Below are 17,998 nucleotides of genomic sequence, written 5' to 3'. Positions count from 1 at the left end.
TTCGCCTATCAGCAGCGCAGCCTGGAGGCGGCTTGGCCGGTGCTGATTCAGCTCGCTCCACAGCCGTTGATCGATGCTCTGGAGCGGCACGCCATCGGCCACGAGCAGGCCGAATGCTTCATCGCCCTGGTGTTACAACAGCAAACCCCGGAGGAGATTGCGCCCCGCTGGGGTTATTCCGGCCGGGCGGAACTGATCCGAGTCCTGCGCCAGATCACAGCGGCGGTATTGGAGTGCCACCCAGTTCGGCATGGCGGAAACAGCTCAGCACATGATCATTCACCAGACCAACCGCCTGCATCAGGGCATAGCAGATGGTCGGCCCGACAAAGGTAAACCCGCGCGCGCGCAAGTCGCGACTCAGGGCCTCGGATTGCGGCGTGGTAGCCGGCACCTGCTCAAGCGTGGGCCAGTGGTTTTGCACCGGCTGTCCGTCCACCTGGCGCCATAGCAAATCATGCAGGGAATCGCCGGCGTCGTAGAGCCGCAAGACGGCCTGGGCGTTACGGATGGCGGCTTCAATCTTGCGGCGATTGCGCACAATGCCGGGATTGGTCAGCAAGCGCTGGATATCTGCGGCAGTAAAGCGCGCGATGCGCTCAGGGTCGAATTCAGCAAAAGCCTGCCGATACCCTTCGCGCTTGCGCAGAATGGTGATCCAGCTCAGCCCGGCCTGAGCGCCCTCCAGCAGTAAAAACTCCAGCAGGCGGCGTTCGTCATGCTGGGGCACCCCCCATTCCTGGTCGTGATAGGCCTGATACAGGGGATCATCACCGCACCAGGCGCAACGCACCGGCTCGAACTCAGACGACGGCATCCAGCCAGTGTTCCAGCACGCGATGGATAAGCGTGTAAGCGGTGTCGGGCGCGGCCATGATCGTCTCAGCGCGTTGCACAAAGGGACCGGGGATGAGTTCGTCGGCACAGGCCTCGCACAGGCTGGCGACCGATCCGGGCACGGCTTCCAGATGGCATTGCAAACCCAGCACCCGCCCCTGGTAGAGAAAGCCCTGGGAGTCACAGGCGGCACTGCGCGCCAGATGCAGGGCTCCGGCCGGCAGCTCGAAGCGATCACCATGCCAGTGCAAGGCGTCGAAACGGCTCGGCAACCCGGCACAGCAGGGAGCAGCGGCAGCCTCTGCAGTGAGTTCAATCGGGAACCAGCCGATCTCAGGCTGATCATTGCGACTCACCCGCGCCCCGAGTGCCTGCGCAATCAGCTGCGCCCCCAAACAGACCCCCACCAGCCGACGCCCGGCCGCGAGGGCGGCTTCAATACAGACTTTCTCCGGGCGCAGCCAGCTGTGTTCATCTTCATCATTCACACCCATGGGGCCGCCCATGACCACCAACCCATCGAAGTCATCCAGCCCCGGGGGCGGATCACCGGCATAAAGATGCGTCACCCGCATCTCATGTCCGTGGCGCTTGGCCCAGTGGGCGATCTGCGCCGGGCCTTCAAAAGGAACATGTTGTAACACCTGCCATCGCATAGGACTGTCTCCCTCAGTTAACCACCACTGGGCCTTGGCACGCCAGCACCCCGGAGCGCCCCGGGACGTCGCCCCAGACGATACGGTGGCGCGGCAGGCGCAGGCGATCCAAACCGGCAGCCAGGTCACGCAGTGCGACCACCTCATCGCCCGCGCTTTGCCACATGATCAGCAGCCGCTCCAGGACGGGCTGCAATTTCATGCCCTCCAGCTCGGCGTGCAGGGTCATCACATGACCATTGGGCGTCAGGGCGCGTGAGCGCTTGTAGAGATACTGATGCAACTCATAGTCCGGCACCTCCGGATCCCCCATCACCTCATCCAGGGTGGGCAGCGTAGTTGGAATCTGCGGACAGGAACCGGACAGGCCATCAAAGACCGGCAAAAAGGGGCCATGCCCCCGGGTGTCACTGGCGTAATGGAAGCCAAACTGAGCTTCAAGCATGGGCAGGTGGGCATTCATCTGCCAGCCAGCGGCGCCATGCACCCGCGCCGGGGTGGCGAAAATGCGTTGAAAGGCCTCGACCGCCAGGCTCAGCTCCGCGCGGGTCCAGGCCCGATCCGCTGGGGCGACAAAATCCTGCCAGCGCACATGGTCATAGCAGTGAATGCCCACCTCATGACCGGCGGCGCGCACCTCGCGCATAATCTCGGCCCCGCGCCGGCCAATGTCTGGGGCTGGCAACAGAGTACCATTGAGCAGGGTGCGCAGCCCGTAGTGACTGAGCACTGAGGTACGGCGCACCTTAGCAAAGAAGCCGGGACGAAACACCCGCCTCAGGGCGCGCCCGGTATTGTCCGGTCCCAGGCTGAACAGGAAGGTGGCCTGCACATCGCGGCGATCAAACAGACGCACTAAATTCGGCACCCCTTCCAGGGTGCCACGCAATGTATCAACATCAACCTTAAGCCCAATACGCATCAGCGTCCGCTCAACTATGCTCGTCAATCAGCGCGCAGGCTTGCGCCACCTCGGTGCGATAGGCAGCGAAGATATTGCGCAGCGCCGCGCGAATATCCACCTGCGGCGCCCAGTCGAGATCTTCGCGCGTATTGCCAATCCAGGGTACTCGGGTTTGGATATCCTGATAGCCCGGACCGTAGTAATCGGCTGATCGCACCTCTTCCAGCCGCACCCGGGCGGCTCCGGCCTGATATTCCGGAAACTCGCCAGCCAGCTCGAGCATCAGGCTGGCCAACTCGCGCACCGAGAGATCATTGCCAGGATTGCCGATGTTATAGATCTGCCCCGAGGCGCGCCCGCCGGGATTTTCCATAATGCGCATCAGGGCGCTGATGCCGTCGCTAATATCGGTAAAGCTGCGCCGCTGCGCGCCACCATCGACCAGTTTAATCGGCTCGCCACGCGCGATATGGCCAAGAAACTGGGTGACCACCCGCGAGCTACCCTCCTTGGGGGTGTGCAGGCTGTCAAGTCCGGAGCCGATCCAGTTGAAGGGGCGAAACAGGGTGTAGTCCAGTCCCTGCTGCTGCCCATAGGCGGCAATGACCCGATCGAGCAACTGCTTGGCGCAGGAATAAATCCAGCGTGGTTTGGCCACCGGGCCGAGCACCAGATTGGAGGCGAAGGGGTGAAACTCCGCGTCGGCGCTCATACCATAGACCTCCGAGGTGGAGGGGAAGAGCACCCGTTTGCGGTAGCGAACACATGAGCGGACAATCGGTAGATTGGCCTCGAAATCGAGTTCAAACACCGACAGCGGATCGGTTACATAGGTCGCCGGCGTGGCGATCGCAACCAGCGGCAACACCAGATCGCACTTTTTGACGTGATATTCCACCCACTCGCGATTGATGGTAATGTCGCCCTCAAAGAAATGAAACCTGGGATGATGCAGCCACTCGCTCACCCGATCCGAATGCATATCCATGCCAAAGACACACCAGTCGGTGGTCTCAAGAATACGTCGTGAGAGATGGTGGCCGATAAAGCCATTGACACCAAGGATCAGAACATTCATCGCATCGTCAGGGGGCCGGAGCTGAAGTGAGTGAGTCAGAAGGATGCAGTCTAGGCATCGCGACCGCAGGCGGCAAGCGGCAGGCGCGTATTCTGCTTCGTAACCCTGGGGAGACCGTTGGATGACCAACCTGCGTCGCGCCATGACGGAGCATGGCTTCGAGTCCAATGATGACTATGAGTTTCAGGTGCGCTGCCTGCTGGAGGAGCCGACCCGCCACATTCGCACCCTGAGCATTGAGGGCGACAGCGACCGACGCAAAACGGCCTTTGCCCATGCACTCGCCCAGGCACTGGAATTCCCGCATCTGCTCTACTATGACTTCACCGAGCAGGATCCGCCACCGCCCGAGATCATTCTGCCGCCCAGCAAGGATGAACTCGGTCGCGAGGAGCCGCCGATTGCCCCGCTTGATGATATTGCCAGCAAGGCCTGCGCGCTGAGCGAGGCGGAAAAAACCGTGCTGATTCTCGATCAGCTCCAAGCGGCGGACTTTCGCGAGCATATTCGCATCCACCGGCTGGTCAAGGAACGGCGCTGGACCATTAACGATGCCCCCTTCTACGCCAAACCATCCAATCTGCTGCTGTTTTTGATCAGCGACGAGCCTCTGTACCACTCGCTAAAGCGCTATTGCTTTCGCGTCTGGATCAGCCGAGTCTCGGAGCGGCGCATCGACTTTCGCCCCGGCGACTTCGGCTTGGGCTCCGATGCCGCGCCGCTGCTGGGCGCTCTGATCGATCTGTTCAGCGCCCTCAATGCCGCGCCCACCCGCAGTGAGCTGGCGCGGATTCTGGATGATTTGCAACTGCGGGTGGTGGATGAAGACCATCTGCGTCACTCCATTTTCGGCCGCTGTGAAGGTCTGTCCCACCAAGCCTTGCGCGCAGACCCGATCGCCCCCCTGTTATCGCGCGTCATCGAAACCCTGCGCCACTATCTTGGCACCGAGCACATTGAGCTGAGCAGCGGTTGATCGAGCCGCAGCATCACAGCAGAAAGACAGTCGCCAGACCAAGAAAGGCCATAAAGCCCACCACATCGGTGACCGTAGTCAGAATAACCCCGCCAGCCAGCGCCGGATCGATCCCCAAGCGGTTTAACAGCAGTGGCAGCAGCGCGCCGGTGAAGGTGGCGGCGAGCAGATTGATGGCGATGGCTGTGGCGATAATATAGGCAATGTCGCGATTGCCGAACCACAGCAGGGCAATCACACCCACCACCAGCGACCACACCAGGCTGTTGAGCACCGCCACCGCCATTTCCTTCCCCAGCAGCCAGCGGATGTTTTTCACCGACAGCTGACCCAATGCGATGCCACGAATGGCCAAGGTCAAGGTCTGGGTGCCGGCAATCCCGCCCATACTGGCTACCACTGGCATCAGCACCGCCAGAGCCACCACCTGCTGAATGGTGGCCTCGAAGCGCCCGATGACCCAGGCGGCCAGAAAAGCGGTGAGCAGGTTCACCCCCAGCCACAGCGCCCGGCGCCGCGCGCTGAGCAGTACCGGCGCAAACATATCGGCGGTTTCACTCAAACCCGCCTGCCCCATGAACTGATGCTCGGCCTCCTCGCGGATCAGGTCCATCACATCGTCCACGGTGATGCGCCCGAGTACCTGACCGTTTTCGTCAATAACCGGCGCCGAGACCAGATCATGCGCCTCGAAGCGTTTGGCCACTTCACGCGCGCTGAGCGTGGCCAGAATCGGCTGCACATCCAGGGTCATCACCTCGGCCACCGAATCATCGAGATCATTGGTGAGCAGGTCGCTTAAATAGATCACCCCGAGATAGTTGCCGGCCCGGTTGACCACGATGAGATTGTCGGTCAGATTCGGCAGTCCGTCCTTGTAGCGGCGCAAAAAGCGCATCACCACATCCAGGGTCACCTCGGGGCGCACGCTGACAGTGTCACTGTTGACCAGGGCGCCGGCACTGTCTTCCGGATAGGCCAGGGTGCTTTCCAGGCGGTCCCGGCGCTGCTGATCCAGGCTGTTGAGCACTTCCCAGGTGATGGTGCTGGGCAGATCACGAATCAGCGCCGCCAGGTCATCGGAGTCGAGTCCCTCGGCGGCGGCCAAAATGCGATCCGAACTCATGCGACTCAGAATGTCGTCGCGCACATCGTCGTGCAGATAGAGCAGCGCCTCGCCCTCGATGTTCGGATCCACCAGTTCCCAAATAATCTGCCGTTGCGGCGGCGGCAGAGATTCGATCACATGCGCGATCTCGGCCGGATGCAGGGCATTGAGCATGCGCTGGGCTTTTTTGACCGAGCCGGATTCGAGCACGGCATGCAGAGCTTCGATACGATTGATTTCTGGGCGGCTGTCGGGTTCCATGCAGATAGGTTTCCTTCTTGCTGGGCAGGAGCAAAAAACAGTTCTTGATTTTTTCTTCGTTTTTCATCAAAGTTTCCTACAGTAGATAGGTTATCTACAAGCGCGAAGGTTTCGCGTTCCATGGTCGAGATCGAAGTCGAATCGCAAAGTTGTTCTCTGTTCAGGATGAACGCCGAGGCAATTTTTACGGCTTAAGCTGGGTTTCGACGGCTGAAACCGCCTATGTTGCCGGTGTGGACCGGCCGTTCGGTTGGGACTGCTTAACCAGGACTCCAGTTGCTCGCCCGCAAGGGTGTTATCAACGGAGAGCGAAGTGCCTAAAAGCTGCATAAGCAATTTTGTTCAGATTTTTAGGAACAGTCGTCAGTCTATCAGGCTATGATTATCCGGGTTTTTGCCGCGCTTTGAATAGGTGCTCAAGATAGGTTAGACAAATAGGCTGGACTGCGGGCGGGCTGCTATGATGGATGACTTTCCGGTTTCTCATCCTCAGCGATCCGCGTGAACCTAACAGCCTTTATCCTTGTTTTAACCGGCGTTCTGCTCAATGCCATCGCACAACTGGCGCTCAAAGCCAGCGTGCGCAATGGCGGCGAGATCGCGCTGGAACTCTCCAATGCCCTGCCGGCCGCGCTGCAACTGGCCGCGCAGCCCTGGTTGTGGTTTGGACTGATCTGCTACGGCATCAGTGTAGTGGTCTGGCTGCTGGCGCTCTCAAGAGTGGACGTCAGCATCGCCTATCCGATGTTATCCCTTGGCTATGTGGTCAACGCCCTGGCCGCCTGGGCCTGGCTGGGAGAATCAATGAATGTTGGGAAAGTCGCCGGGGTCGGGATTATTATTGTTGGTGTGTATGTACTGGCCCGCGCCTGAAGTCGCATAGTGCGGTTTCCAGAGTCGCCCGCCACCGATCGTTATGATGACGCATGATGAAGCAAGCCCTTCGGCCAGCGCTGCCGAATATGCTGTGTAATATTATCACCCAACACCAGCAGGCAGGGAGTCAGAATCAAGGTCAGCAGGGTTGCAACACTCAGGCCACCGACGATGGCGCTGGCCAGTTGTGTCCACCATTGCGTTGATGGTGCGCCAAATCGAATACTGCGACCGATCAGGTCGATGTTCATCGCCAGCACCATGGGCATCAGGCCGAGCAAGGTGGTGAAGGCGGTGAGAAACACCGGGCGCAACCGGCGGCGGCCGGTTTCGAGCGCGGCGCTGATCGGGTCAGAATACTCGCGACGCAGGCGGTTGTAGGTATCGATCAGCACGATATTGTTGTTAACCACAATGCCGGCCAGGGCAATCAACCCCAACCCCACCATGACAATGCCGAAGGGGCGGGCTGTGATCAGCAATCCCAGCAGCACTCCGGCGGTTGAGAACACAATCGCCGAGAGCACCAACAGCGCCTGATACAGACTGTTGAACTGCGTGACCAGAATCAATGCCATCAGAAAAATGGCGCTGATAAAGGCCCGGGTCAGGAAGGTCGCTGCCTCGCGCTGATCGGCATCCTCCCCTTTGAAGCGAATCTCCAGGCCGGCTGGCGGATCGATGTCGCTCAGAGCTTCGCGCAGGCGTTGCAACTGACTGTCCACCAGAAATCCGGGCGCGACATCGGCCTGAATGGTCAGCGCCCGACGGGCATCGACCCGATGCAGAGTGCCGACCTTGGGCGCCGGGGTCAGGGTCACGAAATGGCTAATGGGCACCGGACCAGCAACGCTCGGCACCGTCAGGGTGTCGAGTTGATCAAGTGTGCGATCCTGATCCGGAAAGCGCACCCGGATGTCGATTTCCTCATCCGTATCATCCGGGCGGTATTCGGAGAGCAGAATCCCCTGAGTCAGCAGTTGCACCGCGTTACCGAGCACTGCGATATTGGCACCATAGCGGGCGGCGCGTTCGCGATTGACCATCAGCCGCCATTCAATGCCCGGCAGCGGGCGATCATCCTCGACATCGGCAAAGCCACCCAGCTGCTCCATGAGCGCGCGCACCCGCACCACCGCCGGGGCGATCAGGGCATTGTCGCGCGCACTCAGTTCGATCTGTATGGGCTTACCCTCGGACGGGCCACCTTCAGCCTTGCGGGTTTCGATCCGAACGCCGGGCAGGCTCGCAGTACGCGTGCGGATGTCAGCCAGAATCTCATCTGCCGGGCGGCGTCGAAACCAGTCGATGAACTCAAGCTGTATGGTGCCGATTACATCCTCAGCCGCCGAAGTCATGCCGCCACCGCTGCGGTGATAGGAGCGCGCATAGACGGCCGCAAACTCCGGGCGGTCGAGAATGCGGGTTTCGACCTGACGCAGGATGTGATCTTTCTCCTGAATGGACAGATCGCCCCGGGCATGCACCTGCACCAGAGCGAATTCCGGCTCAACCTCGGGGAAGAACTCAACCCCCTGACCCAAGCTAGCATAGGCGACATAGGAAGCCACCAGCCCCACAACCGCCAGCAACAAGGTCTTGCCAGGATGATGCAGCAGGCGCTCAAGCAGGTGCAGATAGATGCGCACGCCAGGCGTGGTGGCGGAAGTGTGCACCACGCCGCGCGCGCCTTGACCACTGAGCACCCAGCCGAGCACGGGCAAAAACAGCAGCGCCATGGCCAGGGAGGCCGAGAGTGCAATCAGCACCGTGATCGGCAGGTACTTCATGAACTCGCCCACCAGACCGGGCCAGAACAGCAGCGGGAAAAAGACCGCCAGCGTGGTCAGCGTCGAGGCGGTGACCGGCCAGGCCATGCGCTTGGCGGCCCCCGCATAGGCGTCGCGTGGCGCCTGCCCCTCGGCCAGGCGCCGGTCGGCCAGCTCGGTGATCACAATGGCACCATCGACCAGCATGCCGACTACCAGGATCAGGCTGAACAGCACCACAATATTGAGCGTGTAGCCCATGGCATGCAGCACCAACAGGGTCGCCAGAAAGGAAGCCGGAATGGCCAGCCCCACCAACAGCGCCGAGCGCGGCCCCAGAGCGGCAATGATGACAATCATCACCAGCAGGATGGCCGAGAGCACATTATTTTGCAGATCGCCCAACATGTCGCGGATGCGATCCGACTTATCCTGCATAAAGGCGACTTGAAGACTCGGCGGCCAGTTGGTGCCTTCTTCGGCCACGATGGCGCGCACCGCCGCGATGGTGTCGATAATATTGGCGCCCACCCGCTTCTTGACCTCCAGGGTCACCGCCGGCTGACCACCCACCCGCGCAAAGCCCTGCGGGTCTTTGAAACCGCGTCGCACCTCAGCCACATCGCCGAAGGTCACCACCCGGCCATCCGTCACCTTGACTGGCATCGCCAGCATATCGGTGAAATCCTCCACCACCCCCGGCACCTTGAGCACCAGACGCCCGGCGCCCGTCTCCACCGCGCCAGCGGCGACCAGGCGATTATTGCTGCTGATCAGATCAAACAGCTCGGCATAGCTGACGTGATAGGTCTGCATCACGCCGGGATCGACAATCAACTCCAGCAGTTCTTCGCGGTCGCCGCCGATCTCGACCTCCAGCACCCCGGTCAGGGCTTCGATGCGGTCTTTCAGATCGCGCGCAATGCGCAGCAGCCCGCGTTCCGGCAAGGGGCCTGACAGCGCCACCGTCAACACCGGGAACAGGGCGACATTGACCTCCTGCACGCGGGGCTCATCACTGGATGCCGGCAGCTCCGTCCTGGCAATGTCCACCCGCTCGCGCACATCGGCCAGCGCCTTGCGACTGTCGAAGCCCGCCAGAAATTCAAGCATCACCGAAGCATGTCCTTCAGCCGCCGTGCTGGTCATCTCCTTGACGCCCTCGATACGCTGCAATTCCTTTTCCATGGGCCGCGCCAGCAGGCGCTCGGCATCCTCGGGCGCGATCCCTTCGTGCGTCATGGAGACAAAAATGATCGGCACCGTGACGTCTGGCTCAGCCTCCTTGGGGATGGCCTGGTAGGCGACCATGCCGGCCGCCAGAATAAAGGCCAGCGTCAACAGCACCGTGCGGCTGCGGGCAAAGGCCAGTTCAATCAGCGAATCCATCAGGGGGCCGCGGCGCGCACCGGGCTGACCCGCTCGCCCTCGCTGACAAAGCCCTGACCACGGGTAATAATGCGCACCTGGGCGGGCAGACCGGACACCCAAACCCCATCCAACTCGCTGCGCAGCAGCTGGATGGGATAAAAGGCCACGCGATCCTGCGCATCGACGCTCTGCACGCCCATGTCACCCTGATCGTTGAGTGTCAACGCCGCTGGAGAGAGAAAATGGCCGTGTGCTGTACCGAGGCGAATACGCACTTCGGCACTGACGCCGCCGACAAGCTGTTGCTCCGGATTGGGGATCTCAGCCTCAACCCGAAAGCTGCGCGTCTGAGGATCGGCGACCCGGGATAGATAGCTGAGTCGCCCCTCGGCCTGAGTGCCGTCGAGCAATTCGATGCGTACCGGTTGATCTAGTGCCAGCGCGCCGATGCGTTGCTGGGGAACCTGCGCCACGGCTTTGAGCCGGGCATTGTCGATCAACTCCAGCACGCGATCACCGCGCTGCACCAGGCTGCCCAGCTCGACCGCACGACTTTCGACCACGCCAGCAAAGGGCGCACGCAGCACCAGTCGCTCAATGTCCAGCTCCAGCCGCGCCAGCTCGGCACGGGCACTGGCCAATGCTGCTTGGGCGGTCTTAATCTGGGTGCGCGCCTGCATGCCTTTCAGCCCCAGGGTTTCAGCGGCCGAGAGCTCTAGCGCGCGCGCCGCCACCTCCGCCTGAGCACGAGCCAGTTGCGCCGGCCGGTCATCCTCGGCCAGCTGCACTAGCGGTGTCCCGGCCTCAACCCAGGCGCCCTTGTCCACCGGCAATGCAACCACCCGCCCCTCGGTTTCGGCGCTCAGGCTGACCTGCCGCCAGGGTTCGAGCTGGCCCTGCACCACCAGTTCACGCTCAATCGACTGGGCCTGACTGTCGAGAACCAGTACGCGCATCAGATCCGGAGGTGTTGCAGCAGGATCTTGCGAATCCCGTGCATCGCCGGTTGTCTGCGCGTCCTGAGTATCCTGGGTATCCTGGGTATCCTGGGTATCCGGCACGGGAGCGGACAGGATGCCGGACAGCATCCACAGGCTCGCCAGCACCAACAAGGCCAGCGACAGCACCATTGGGCGCTTCAACAGGCCCGGCTCTGCAGGGCTGTTACTCATGTATACAACCCGGTTAGATGGATAATCTCCAGCACCGCATCAGGCAACAAATAGCGTGGACTCTGGCCCCTGGCGAGGGATGCGCGAATCGCGGTGGCAGAGATCGCCAGCTGGGTCACATCCTGGTAGCAGATCGCACCGGCGGGCGCTTGGTGCAACGCAGCGGATTCGGTGGTCTGGCGCTCGGCCAGCATGGCCAGCACGCGCGGATCGCTGGGCGCGGCGGCCTCAGGACGGCGCATCACCACCAGATGCGCCAGCCTCAGAATCTGCTCCGGCTGATGCCAGTCGGCAAAGTGCTCGAAAGCATCACCCCCCACCAGCAGACACAGCGGCCGCTGTTCGCCCAACTCGGCCCGCAGCGACAGCAGGGTGTCGAGCGTACGCGAGGGACCGGCTCGGTCCAGTTCGCGCCGATCCACCACCAACCCCGCTTGCCCGGCCAGGGCCGCAGCCAGCATCCGCAGCCGCACCTCACCGGAGGCTTGCGGCTGCGCACGATGCACGGCTTGATTGAGCGGAATCAGCCGCAACTCATCCAAGCCCAGCGCCTGATAGACCTCAAAAGCCGGGCGTAAATGGCCGAAGTGAATGGGATCAAAGGTGCCGCCAAAGATGCCGATCATGAAAGCAAGGCGTTAGCAGCAATTTAGTCGCGATTTAGCGGCGAATCTGGCCATCACCGAGCACAATGAACTTCTGACTGGTCAGCCCTTCGAGCCCCACCGGGCCGCGCGCGTGGAACTTGTCGGTGCTGATGCCAATCTCGGCCCCCAGACCGTACTCGAATCCATCAGCAAAGCGCGTCGAGGCATTGACCATCACCGAGCTGGAATCTACCTCGCGCAGGAACCGCCGCGCGCGGCTGTAGTCCTCGGTGACAATGCTATCGGTATGCCGCGAGCTGTGACGCTCAATGTGGTCGATGGCAGCCTCCAGGTCCGGAACCATGCGAATCGCCAGGATGGGCGCCAAGTATTCGGTATCCCAGTCTTCTTCGGTGGCCGGTTTGGCAGTGGGGATCAGTCGGCAGGTGTCCGCGCAGCCGCGCAGTTCGACGCCCTGATCGGCCAAGGCGGTGGCCAGACGCGGCAGGATGGACTCGGCCACCTTGGCAGCGACCAGCAAGGTCTCCATGGTGTTGCAGGTGCCATAGCGCTGGGTCTTGGCATTCACAGCAATGGCCACAGCCTTGTCAAGATCAGCCTGCTCATCAATATACACATGGCAAATGCCGTCCAGATGCTTGATCACCGGCATGCGTGCCTCGCGGCTGATGCGCTCGATCAGGCCCTTGCCGCCGCGCGGGATGATGACATCCACGTATTCCGGCCGGCTGAGCATGGCGCCAACAGCTGCGCGGTCGGTGGTGGCGATCACCTGCACGGCATCCATCGGCAAGCCGGCGGATTCCAACCCGGCGCGAATGCAGGCGGCAATGGCCTGATTGGAGTGAAACGCCTCGGAGCCACCGCGCAGCAGACTGGCATTCCCGGACTTCAGGCACAGCGCAGCGGCGTCAGCCGTCACATTGGGGCGGGATTCGTAAATAATGCCCACCACTCCCAGCGGCACCCGCATGCGCCCAACCTGAATCCCCGAGGGACGGTAATTCAAATCAGTGATAGCCCCCACGGGATCCGGCAACGCCGCCACCTGACGCAAGCCCTCGATCATGCTGTCGATGCGCGCCGGCGTCAGCTCCAGACGGTCCAGCAGCGCCGCATCCAACCCCTTCTCAGCACCGGCCTCAAGATCAACCCGATTCGCCTGCGCCAGTCGCTCCCGCGCCGCATCCAGCGCCTCGGCCATCGCCAGCAACGCTTGGTTTTTCTCGGCCGTACTCGCCCGCGCCAACGCCCGCGCCGCCTGACGCGCCGCTGCGCCGATCTCATTTATGTACGCCTGAATGTCAGTAATGGTGGATTCCTGCATGCGCCTATCCCGATACAATTCCATAAACTATTGCGTAAAGCGAAGCCAAATCAGTTCCGACGTGGCACCCCGCGCGCCAAGCCATCTGCAATGCGCCCGAGCATGGTCCAGGGATCGCCGTCACCGCGCCCCTTAATGGCCAGATCCACCGCAGCGCATTCCAGCAGCATCCGCCACAGATAGTGCAGCGAATAGCGCTCCAGTGCCTGCATGACCACCGCGCGGCGCGCCTCCCAGACCTGATGCGCCTGAAACACCGGCCCGAGATCCTGGCGTTGCCGGCGCGCAAAGGCGACCGCAGAGAGCATGCGCAGCTCGCGGGTCAGCACCCAGAGCACCAGGGGCTCGGCCATGCCCTCCCCGGCCAAACCACGAATAATCCGCTGGGTACGGGCACGATCCCCAGCCAGCGCGGCGCCAGTCAGATCGAACAGATCGTAGCGCGCGCTGTTGGCCACCGCCGCGCGCATGGCATCCGGGTCGATGGGACCGGGTTCAAGCAACAGCGCCAGCTTGCTGACTTCCTGATCAGCCGCCAGCAGATTGCCCTCGACGCGCTCGGCCAGCAGCACGGCCACCTCCGGTGTAGGCACAAAGCCCTTAGCGCGCAGACGCTGATCCAGCCAGGTCACCAAGGCCCGCCCTTGCAGCCGGCGCAGCTCCAGAATGACTCCGACGCGATCGAGCACTTGCGCCCACTTGGTTTTCAGTTCCTTGCGGCCCATCCCCGGGGCCTGGATCAGCAACAGCACATCCGGGCCCGGCTGCTCGCAATAGGCGCGGATCGCATCGGCCCCCTCGCGGCCAAGTTTGTCCCCGAGGCGCAATTCGATCAGGCGGCGATCGGCAAACAGGGACAGATTGCCAGCCTCGGCGGCCAATGAAGACCAGTCGAAGTCGCGGGAATGTTCCAGCACCTGACGCTCGCTGAAGCCTTGCTCACGCGCCTGGGCGCGAATCGCATCCACCGCTTCCTTGAATTGCAGCGGCTCCTCGCCACAGACCAGATAGACCGGCGCCAGCCCTTTGCGCAACTGAGCCTCAAGCTGATCGGCGCGCAGTCTCATTGCGAAGCAGATGAAGGCGCCAGTCGGGCACGCAGACGCAACAGAATGCGATCCGCAACATCGGCGACCATGTCCTGATAGATGATTTCCGATTCGAGCTGCTTGCCCAACACCGCCACATCCGGGTTATCGTCGAAGGTGCGCACCGCGCGCAGGGATTGCGCTGGCAACAGCCCGGCCCCGCCTGGCCCCTGCGCATCGAAGCGCACCGTATAGGTCAACTCATAAGCCAGCGCCTTGCCATCACGATCCACCGCCACGATGCGCGAATCACGCCGTTGCGACAGCAACCGTAGCACCAGCCCGGCCTGCCGGGGCGAGGTGGTCACCGCCAGTCCGCTGTCCTGCAAGCGTTGTGCAATCACCTCGCCGACCGCACCAGCGGACTGAATGAACACCGGGGTGTATTCCTGGGGAATATCCACAGCGCCGCGCAGCTGAAAGCCGCAGCCGCCACTGAAACTGAGCCAGAGCACCAGGATCAAGCTCGACCATAGCCATTGGCGCTTAGTGCTTAACATCGCAGCTAGCCAACCACCAGATTCAGCAGCTTGCCCGGCACCAACACCACCTTGCGCAGCGTCTTGTCCTGCACAAAGCGGCTGACGTTCTCATTGGCCAGAGCGGCGGCCTGAATCGCGTCGCGCTCTGCCTGCGCCGGCACCTGAATTTTGCCCCGCACCTTGCCGTTGACCTGCACCACATAGTCGATGCTGTCTTGCTCCAGCGCGGATTCATCCACCTCGGGCCAGCCGGCGGCGAGAATATCTTCGCCAAAGCCCAACTCCCGCCACAGATAATGGCTGAGATGCGGCGCGATGGGCGCCAGCAGACGCAGCACCAGGGTCAAGCCCTCGCGGAAAAGCGCGCGTGCCGCATCGCTGTCCAGTGCCAGCTTGTGCAGCAAATTCACCATGGTCATGCCGCCTGACACCACGGTATTGAACTGCTGGCGTTCATAGTCGAACAGCGCCTTTTTCAGCGTCCGATGCAGCTCGCGCCGCGTGCTAGCCAGCGGCTCCGTCAGCGGTTCCGCCAGCCGCTCCGTAGGTGGCCCAGCCTCTGCTGACATCGCTTGCAGCACGGCGGCGTTGGACATGGCCAAGGTCCACAGCCGTTTGAGAAAGCGCGCTGCGCCCTCCACGCCCTCATCGTTCCACTCCAGCGACTGATCGGGCGGGGCGGTGAACATGGTATAGAGGCGCACGGTATCGGCCCCGTAGCGCTGAATCAGCTGCTCGGGATCGATGCCGTTGTTCTTGGATTTGGACATCTTCTCGATGCCGCCGAAATGCACCGGCTCACCATCGGCCTCCAGCACCGCGCTGGTGACCTGGCCCTTCTCATCGCGCGTGACCTGAACCTCGGCCGGATTAAACCAGTGCTTGCGCCCGTCGGCTTCCTCGCGATACCAGGTCTCGGCCACCACCATGCCTTGGGTAAGCAGCCGCTTGAACGGCTCATCACTCGCAACCAGCCCCTCGTCGCGCATCAGCTTATGGAAGAAGCGCGCATAGAGCAGATGCAGCACCGCATGCTCAATGCCGCCGACATACTGATCGACCGGCAGCCAGTAATTGGCGCGTTCATCAAGCATGGCAGTGTCGCAATCGGCCGAGCAGTAGCGAGCGTAGTACCAGCTCGACTCAACGAAGGTGTCGAAGGTATCGGTCTCGCGCGTCGCGCCGTTTGGCAACTCATAGAAGGCCGGCATTTTTTTCAGCGGCGAGCCCGAGCCATCGACCACGACATCTTCCGGCAGGCGCACCGGCAACTCGGTTTCGATTCGCACCGCGCCATCGGCGTCGCGCACAACCGGCAGCGGACAGCCCCAGTAGCGCTGGCGCGATACGCCCCAGTCGCGCAGGCGAAAATTCACCCGTTTCTCGCCGCGCCCGCGCTCAGCGAGCCAAGCGGCGATGGCCTCAATCGCATCGTCCGAGGCCAGACCATCGAAGGAACCGGAATTGGTCAGAATGCCCTTCTCGACATAAGCGGCTTGATCAATGCCGCAGGGCGTGCCATCGGTGGAGACGATGACCTGCTGCTTGGGAATGCCATAGCGCTCGGCGAACTCCCAATCGCGCTGATCATGCCCTGGCACCGCCATCACCGCGCCAGTGCCATAGCCCATGAGCACGAAGTTCGCCGCATAGATGGGCACCGACTCGCCACTGACCGGGTGCAGCGCATTGAGTCCGAGCGGATGACCCTTCTTCTCCATGGTCTCGATCTCGGCCTCGGAGATCCCGCCCTGACGACACTCCTCAATAAAGGCCGCCAGCGCGCTGTCCTGCTCGGCCATGCGCCGCGCCAGCGGATGCTCGGCGGCCACCGCGACATAGGTCACGCCCATCAGGGTATCGGCGCGGGTGGTATAGATGCCCAGGGTCTCCTCAGACCCCTCAATGCCGAAGGTCATGGCCACGCCCTCGGAGCGCCCGATCCAGTTGCGCTGCATCGTGCGCACCTGCTCTGGCCAGTCATCGAGCGTATCGAGCGAATCGAGCAGTTCCTGCGCATAGTCAGTAATGCGCACCGACCATTGCTCGATCTCGCGCTTCTCGATCGGCGCGCCGGAGCGCCAGCCGCGCCCGTCGATCACCTGCTCATTAGCCAGCACGGTCTGATCGATTGGATCCCAGTTGACCATGGCGGTGGCGCGATAGGCCAGCCCCTTGTCAACCAATCGGGTAAAGAGCCACTGCTCCCAGCGGTAGTAGTCCGGGTCGCAGGTGGCCAGTTCACGCGTCCAGTCGTAGCCGAAGCCAAGCTGCTTGAGCTGGGCTTTCATATACTCGACATTGGAGCGAGTCCATTGCGAGGGCGGAATGCCGTGTTTAATGGCGGCATTTTCTGCAGGCAGACCAAAGGCATCCCAGCCCATAGGCTGCAAGACATTTTTACCGAGCATGCGCTGATAGCGCGAAATCACATCGCCGATGGTGTAATTGCGCACATGTCCCATGTGCAAACGCCCACTGGGATAGGGAAACATCGACAAACAATAGAATTTCTCACGCGTCGGGTCTTCCACCGCACGGAAGGACTGCTGGGTTTCCCAAAACGCCTGGGCCTCGGTCTCGATGGTCCGAGGGTCATAATCGCTGTGCATAAACTGGCCGAATGATGGAGCATGGCGAGCGAAACTCGCCTAAGATTGAGCTGGGGCGCACAGGATAACGCAAAACCGGCCTCGACCGCGCGCCCGACGTGGCTAAACGCCCCCACAGCCACAGCCGTTGCGCTTAACCACCTGAGACAACAGGAGATCCTCATGTCTGATGACCGTTCCGACCCCCAAGCCGAGCCACAGGCAGCCGACAGCGCTGATCGCCTCGTCGAGGCTTATGAGCGCATGCTCAAGCGCACCCGCGAGCGACTCGATGCCGCCGAGGAATCCACGCCCAAGCTGCGCGACTGGATCAATACCGCCCGCGACCACATGGTCGAGCTGGGCGAGCTGACCCGCGAGGAAGCCAACCGCATTGCCGAATACATCGAGCGCGACATTGAGGATGCCGCGCATTATCTGGCCGACACCGGCGAAGACCTGAAAACCTGGTGGCGCTTTGATCTGAAGTTGATCGAGGACCGCCTGCTGGATGCCTTCACCAGCGTGGCCGACCAAACCAGCATGCAACTGCGCGAGTGGGCCGAGCGCGCCCGCGCCGAACGCCGCTATCAAAGCGGTGAAATCACCGGTCCCGGCACCCTGGTCTGTGTCAATTGCGGGGCCACAATGCACTTTCAGCGTGCCACCCGCATCGCCGATTGCCCCGAATGCGGTGGTCAGCACTTTCGCCGCGATGGATGATGATTTCTCCATCCAATTGAACAACTTTCCGATGCCCTGCCCCGCCGCAACCGCCCCGAAAGCCCCTGGCATCCGGTAAATCCCTTGGCAGGAAGGGCGAAACTCGGTTGAAATAGACAGCGGTCACCCGACTTTCACCACCGTACCCGCCCCCAACGCATTCCCCAATCC

General features: G+C 62.0%; 15 protein-coding genes. 3 read left to right on the top strand and 12 right to left on the bottom strand.

The window, feature by feature from the left end:
* Window positions 1-214 precede the first annotated feature (214 nt).
* The 4 genes from CKO36_RS19645 to CKO36_RS07425 are packed head-to-tail and all read right to left on the bottom strand — an operon-like array spanning window position 215 to window position 3,475.
* Window positions 215-817 carry a DNA-3-methyladenine glycosylase I gene (locus CKO36_RS19645; RefSeq protein ID WP_242469449.1) on the bottom strand — a complete coding sequence of 201 codons (603 nt, stop codon included), beginning with the start codon at window positions 815-817 and terminating at the stop codon, window positions 215-217.
* The gene (locus tag CKO36_RS07435; protein WP_338053438.1) at window positions 804-1,481 is read right to left on the bottom strand and encodes a type 1 glutamine amidotransferase; all 678 of its coding nucleotides are present in this window, start codon (window positions 1,479-1,481) and stop codon (window positions 804-806) included. Before CKO36_RS07435 ends, CKO36_RS19645 begins: the two co-directional genes overlap by 14 nt.
* A gap of 25 nt (window positions 1,482-1,506) precedes the next feature.
* Window positions 1,507-2,415, bottom strand: a complete 909-nt coding sequence (locus CKO36_RS07430; protein ID WP_200282782.1) for a polysaccharide deacetylase family protein — start codon at window positions 2,413-2,415, stop codon at window positions 1,507-1,509.
* 10 nt (window positions 2,416-2,425) lie between these two features.
* Window positions 2,426-3,475 carry a bifunctional UDP-4-keto-pentose/UDP-xylose synthase gene (locus tag CKO36_RS07425; RefSeq protein WP_200282779.1) on the bottom strand — a complete coding sequence of 350 codons (1,050 nt, stop codon included), beginning with the start codon at window positions 3,473-3,475 and terminating at the stop codon, window positions 2,426-2,428.
* 121 nt (window positions 3,476-3,596) lie between these two features.
* On the opposite strand from CKO36_RS07425, the gene CKO36_RS07420 reads away from it, so the two are divergent.
* Window positions 3,597-4,451, top strand: coding sequence for a hypothetical protein (locus tag CKO36_RS07420; RefSeq protein WP_200282776.1), 855 nt, complete (start codon window positions 3,597-3,599; stop codon window positions 4,449-4,451).
* 13 nt (window positions 4,452-4,464) lie between these two features.
* Here CKO36_RS07420 and mgtE read toward each other — a convergent pair whose 3' ends face one another.
* Window positions 4,465-5,820: a magnesium transporter gene (mgtE, locus tag CKO36_RS07415; protein ID WP_200282773.1), complete on the bottom strand. Its 1,356-nt coding sequence runs from the start codon at window positions 5,818-5,820 to the stop codon at window positions 4,465-4,467.
* A gap of 501 nt (window positions 5,821-6,321) precedes the next feature.
* Here mgtE and CKO36_RS20265 point away from each other — a divergent pair.
* A complete protein-coding gene (locus CKO36_RS20265) occupies window positions 6,322-6,693 on the top strand; it encodes an SMR family transporter (RefSeq protein WP_200282770.1) in 372 nt (123 codons plus the stop codon).
* 41 nt (window positions 6,694-6,734) lie between these two features.
* Here CKO36_RS20265 and CKO36_RS07405 read toward each other — a convergent pair whose 3' ends face one another.
* The 7 genes from CKO36_RS07405 to leuS are packed head-to-tail and all read right to left on the bottom strand — an operon-like array spanning window position 6,735 to window position 17,125.
* A complete protein-coding gene (locus CKO36_RS07405; protein WP_200282767.1) occupies window positions 6,735-9,854 on the bottom strand; it encodes an efflux RND transporter permease subunit in 3,120 nt (1,039 codons plus the stop codon).
* Window positions 9,854-11,008 carry an efflux RND transporter periplasmic adaptor subunit gene (locus CKO36_RS07400; RefSeq protein WP_200282764.1) on the bottom strand — a complete coding sequence of 385 codons (1,155 nt, stop codon included), beginning with the start codon at window positions 11,006-11,008 and terminating at the stop codon, window positions 9,854-9,856. The genes CKO36_RS07405 and CKO36_RS07400 overlap by 1 nt, the downstream gene beginning before the upstream one ends.
* Complete coding sequence (gene nadD, locus CKO36_RS07395) at window positions 11,005-11,634, bottom strand: nicotinate-nucleotide adenylyltransferase (RefSeq protein ID WP_200282761.1); 630 nt, start codon at window positions 11,632-11,634, stop codon at window positions 11,005-11,007. Before nadD ends, CKO36_RS07400 begins: the two co-directional genes overlap by 4 nt.
* A 34-nt stretch (window positions 11,635-11,668) precedes the next feature.
* Window positions 11,669-12,943 carry a glutamate-5-semialdehyde dehydrogenase gene (locus tag CKO36_RS07390; protein WP_200282758.1) on the bottom strand — a complete coding sequence of 425 codons (1,275 nt, stop codon included), beginning with the start codon at window positions 12,941-12,943 and terminating at the stop codon, window positions 11,669-11,671.
* A gap of 50 nt (window positions 12,944-12,993) precedes the next feature.
* Window positions 12,994-14,010, bottom strand: a complete 1,017-nt coding sequence (gene holA, locus CKO36_RS07385; RefSeq protein WP_200282755.1) for a DNA polymerase III subunit delta — start codon at window positions 14,008-14,010, stop codon at window positions 12,994-12,996.
* Window positions 14,007-14,531, bottom strand: a complete 525-nt coding sequence (locus tag CKO36_RS07380) for an LPS-assembly lipoprotein LptE (protein ID WP_200282752.1) — start codon at window positions 14,529-14,531, stop codon at window positions 14,007-14,009. Before CKO36_RS07380 ends, holA begins: the two co-directional genes overlap by 4 nt.
* Before the next feature lie 5 nt (window positions 14,532-14,536).
* A complete protein-coding gene (leuS, locus tag CKO36_RS07375) occupies window positions 14,537-17,125 on the bottom strand; it encodes a leucine--tRNA ligase (RefSeq protein ID WP_200282749.1) in 2,589 nt (862 codons plus the stop codon).
* Window positions 17,126-17,287: 162 nt separating this feature from the next.
* Between leuS and CKO36_RS07370 the strand changes: the two genes are divergently transcribed.
* Window positions 17,288-17,827 (top strand): zinc ribbon-containing protein, encoded by a 540-nt coding sequence (locus CKO36_RS07370; RefSeq protein ID WP_200282734.1) that lies wholly within the window; start codon window positions 17,288-17,290, stop codon window positions 17,825-17,827.
* The last annotated feature ends 171 nt before the right edge of the window (window positions 17,828-17,998 follow it).

The sequence above is a fragment of the Rhabdochromatium marinum genome, assembly GCF_016583795.1.
Lineage (GTDB): Bacteria > Pseudomonadota > Gammaproteobacteria > Chromatiales > Chromatiaceae > Rhabdochromatium > Rhabdochromatium marinum.
Note: the sequence above shows the minus strand (reverse complement) of the source record. Positions and strands in the feature narration are given on the sequence as shown.

Coding starts and splice junctions, on each gene's coding strand:
- CKO36_RS07380 (WP_200282752.1), bottom strand. CDS start 14,531: ATGTTAAGCACTAAGCGCCAATGGCTATGGTCGAGCTTGATCCTGGTG.
- holA (WP_200282755.1), bottom strand. CDS start 14,010: ATGAGACTGCGCGCCGATCAGCTTGAGGCTCAGTTGCGCAAAGGGCTG.
- CKO36_RS19645 (WP_242469449.1), bottom strand. CDS start 817: ATGCCGTCGTCTGAGTTCGAGCCGGTGCGTTGCGCCTGGTGCGGTGAT.
- CKO36_RS07370 (WP_200282734.1), top strand. CDS start 17,288: ATGTCTGATGACCGTTCCGACCCCCAAGCCGAGCCACAGGCAGCCGAC.
- CKO36_RS07400 (WP_200282764.1), bottom strand. CDS start 11,008: ATGAGTAACAGCCCTGCAGAGCCGGGCCTGTTGAAGCGCCCAATGGTG.
- leuS (WP_200282749.1), bottom strand. CDS start 17,125: ATGCACAGCGATTATGACCCTCGGACCATCGAGACCGAGGCCCAGGCG.
- CKO36_RS07420 (WP_200282776.1), top strand. CDS start 3,597: ATGACCAACCTGCGTCGCGCCATGACGGAGCATGGCTTCGAGTCCAAT.
- mgtE (WP_200282773.1), bottom strand. CDS start 5,820: ATGGAACCCGACAGCCGCCCAGAAATCAATCGTATCGAAGCTCTGCAT.
- CKO36_RS07430 (WP_200282782.1), bottom strand. CDS start 2,415: ATGCGTATTGGGCTTAAGGTTGATGTTGATACATTGCGTGGCACCCTG.
- nadD (WP_200282761.1), bottom strand. CDS start 11,634: ATGATCGGCATCTTTGGCGGCACCTTTGATCCCATTCACTTCGGCCAT.
- CKO36_RS07425 (WP_200282779.1), bottom strand. CDS start 3,475: ATGAATGTTCTGATCCTTGGTGTCAATGGCTTTATCGGCCACCATCTC.
- CKO36_RS07405 (WP_200282767.1), bottom strand. CDS start 9,854: ATGGATTCGCTGATTGAACTGGCCTTTGCCCGCAGCCGCACGGTGCTG.
- CKO36_RS07390 (WP_200282758.1), bottom strand. CDS start 12,943: ATGCAGGAATCCACCATTACTGACATTCAGGCGTACATAAATGAGATC.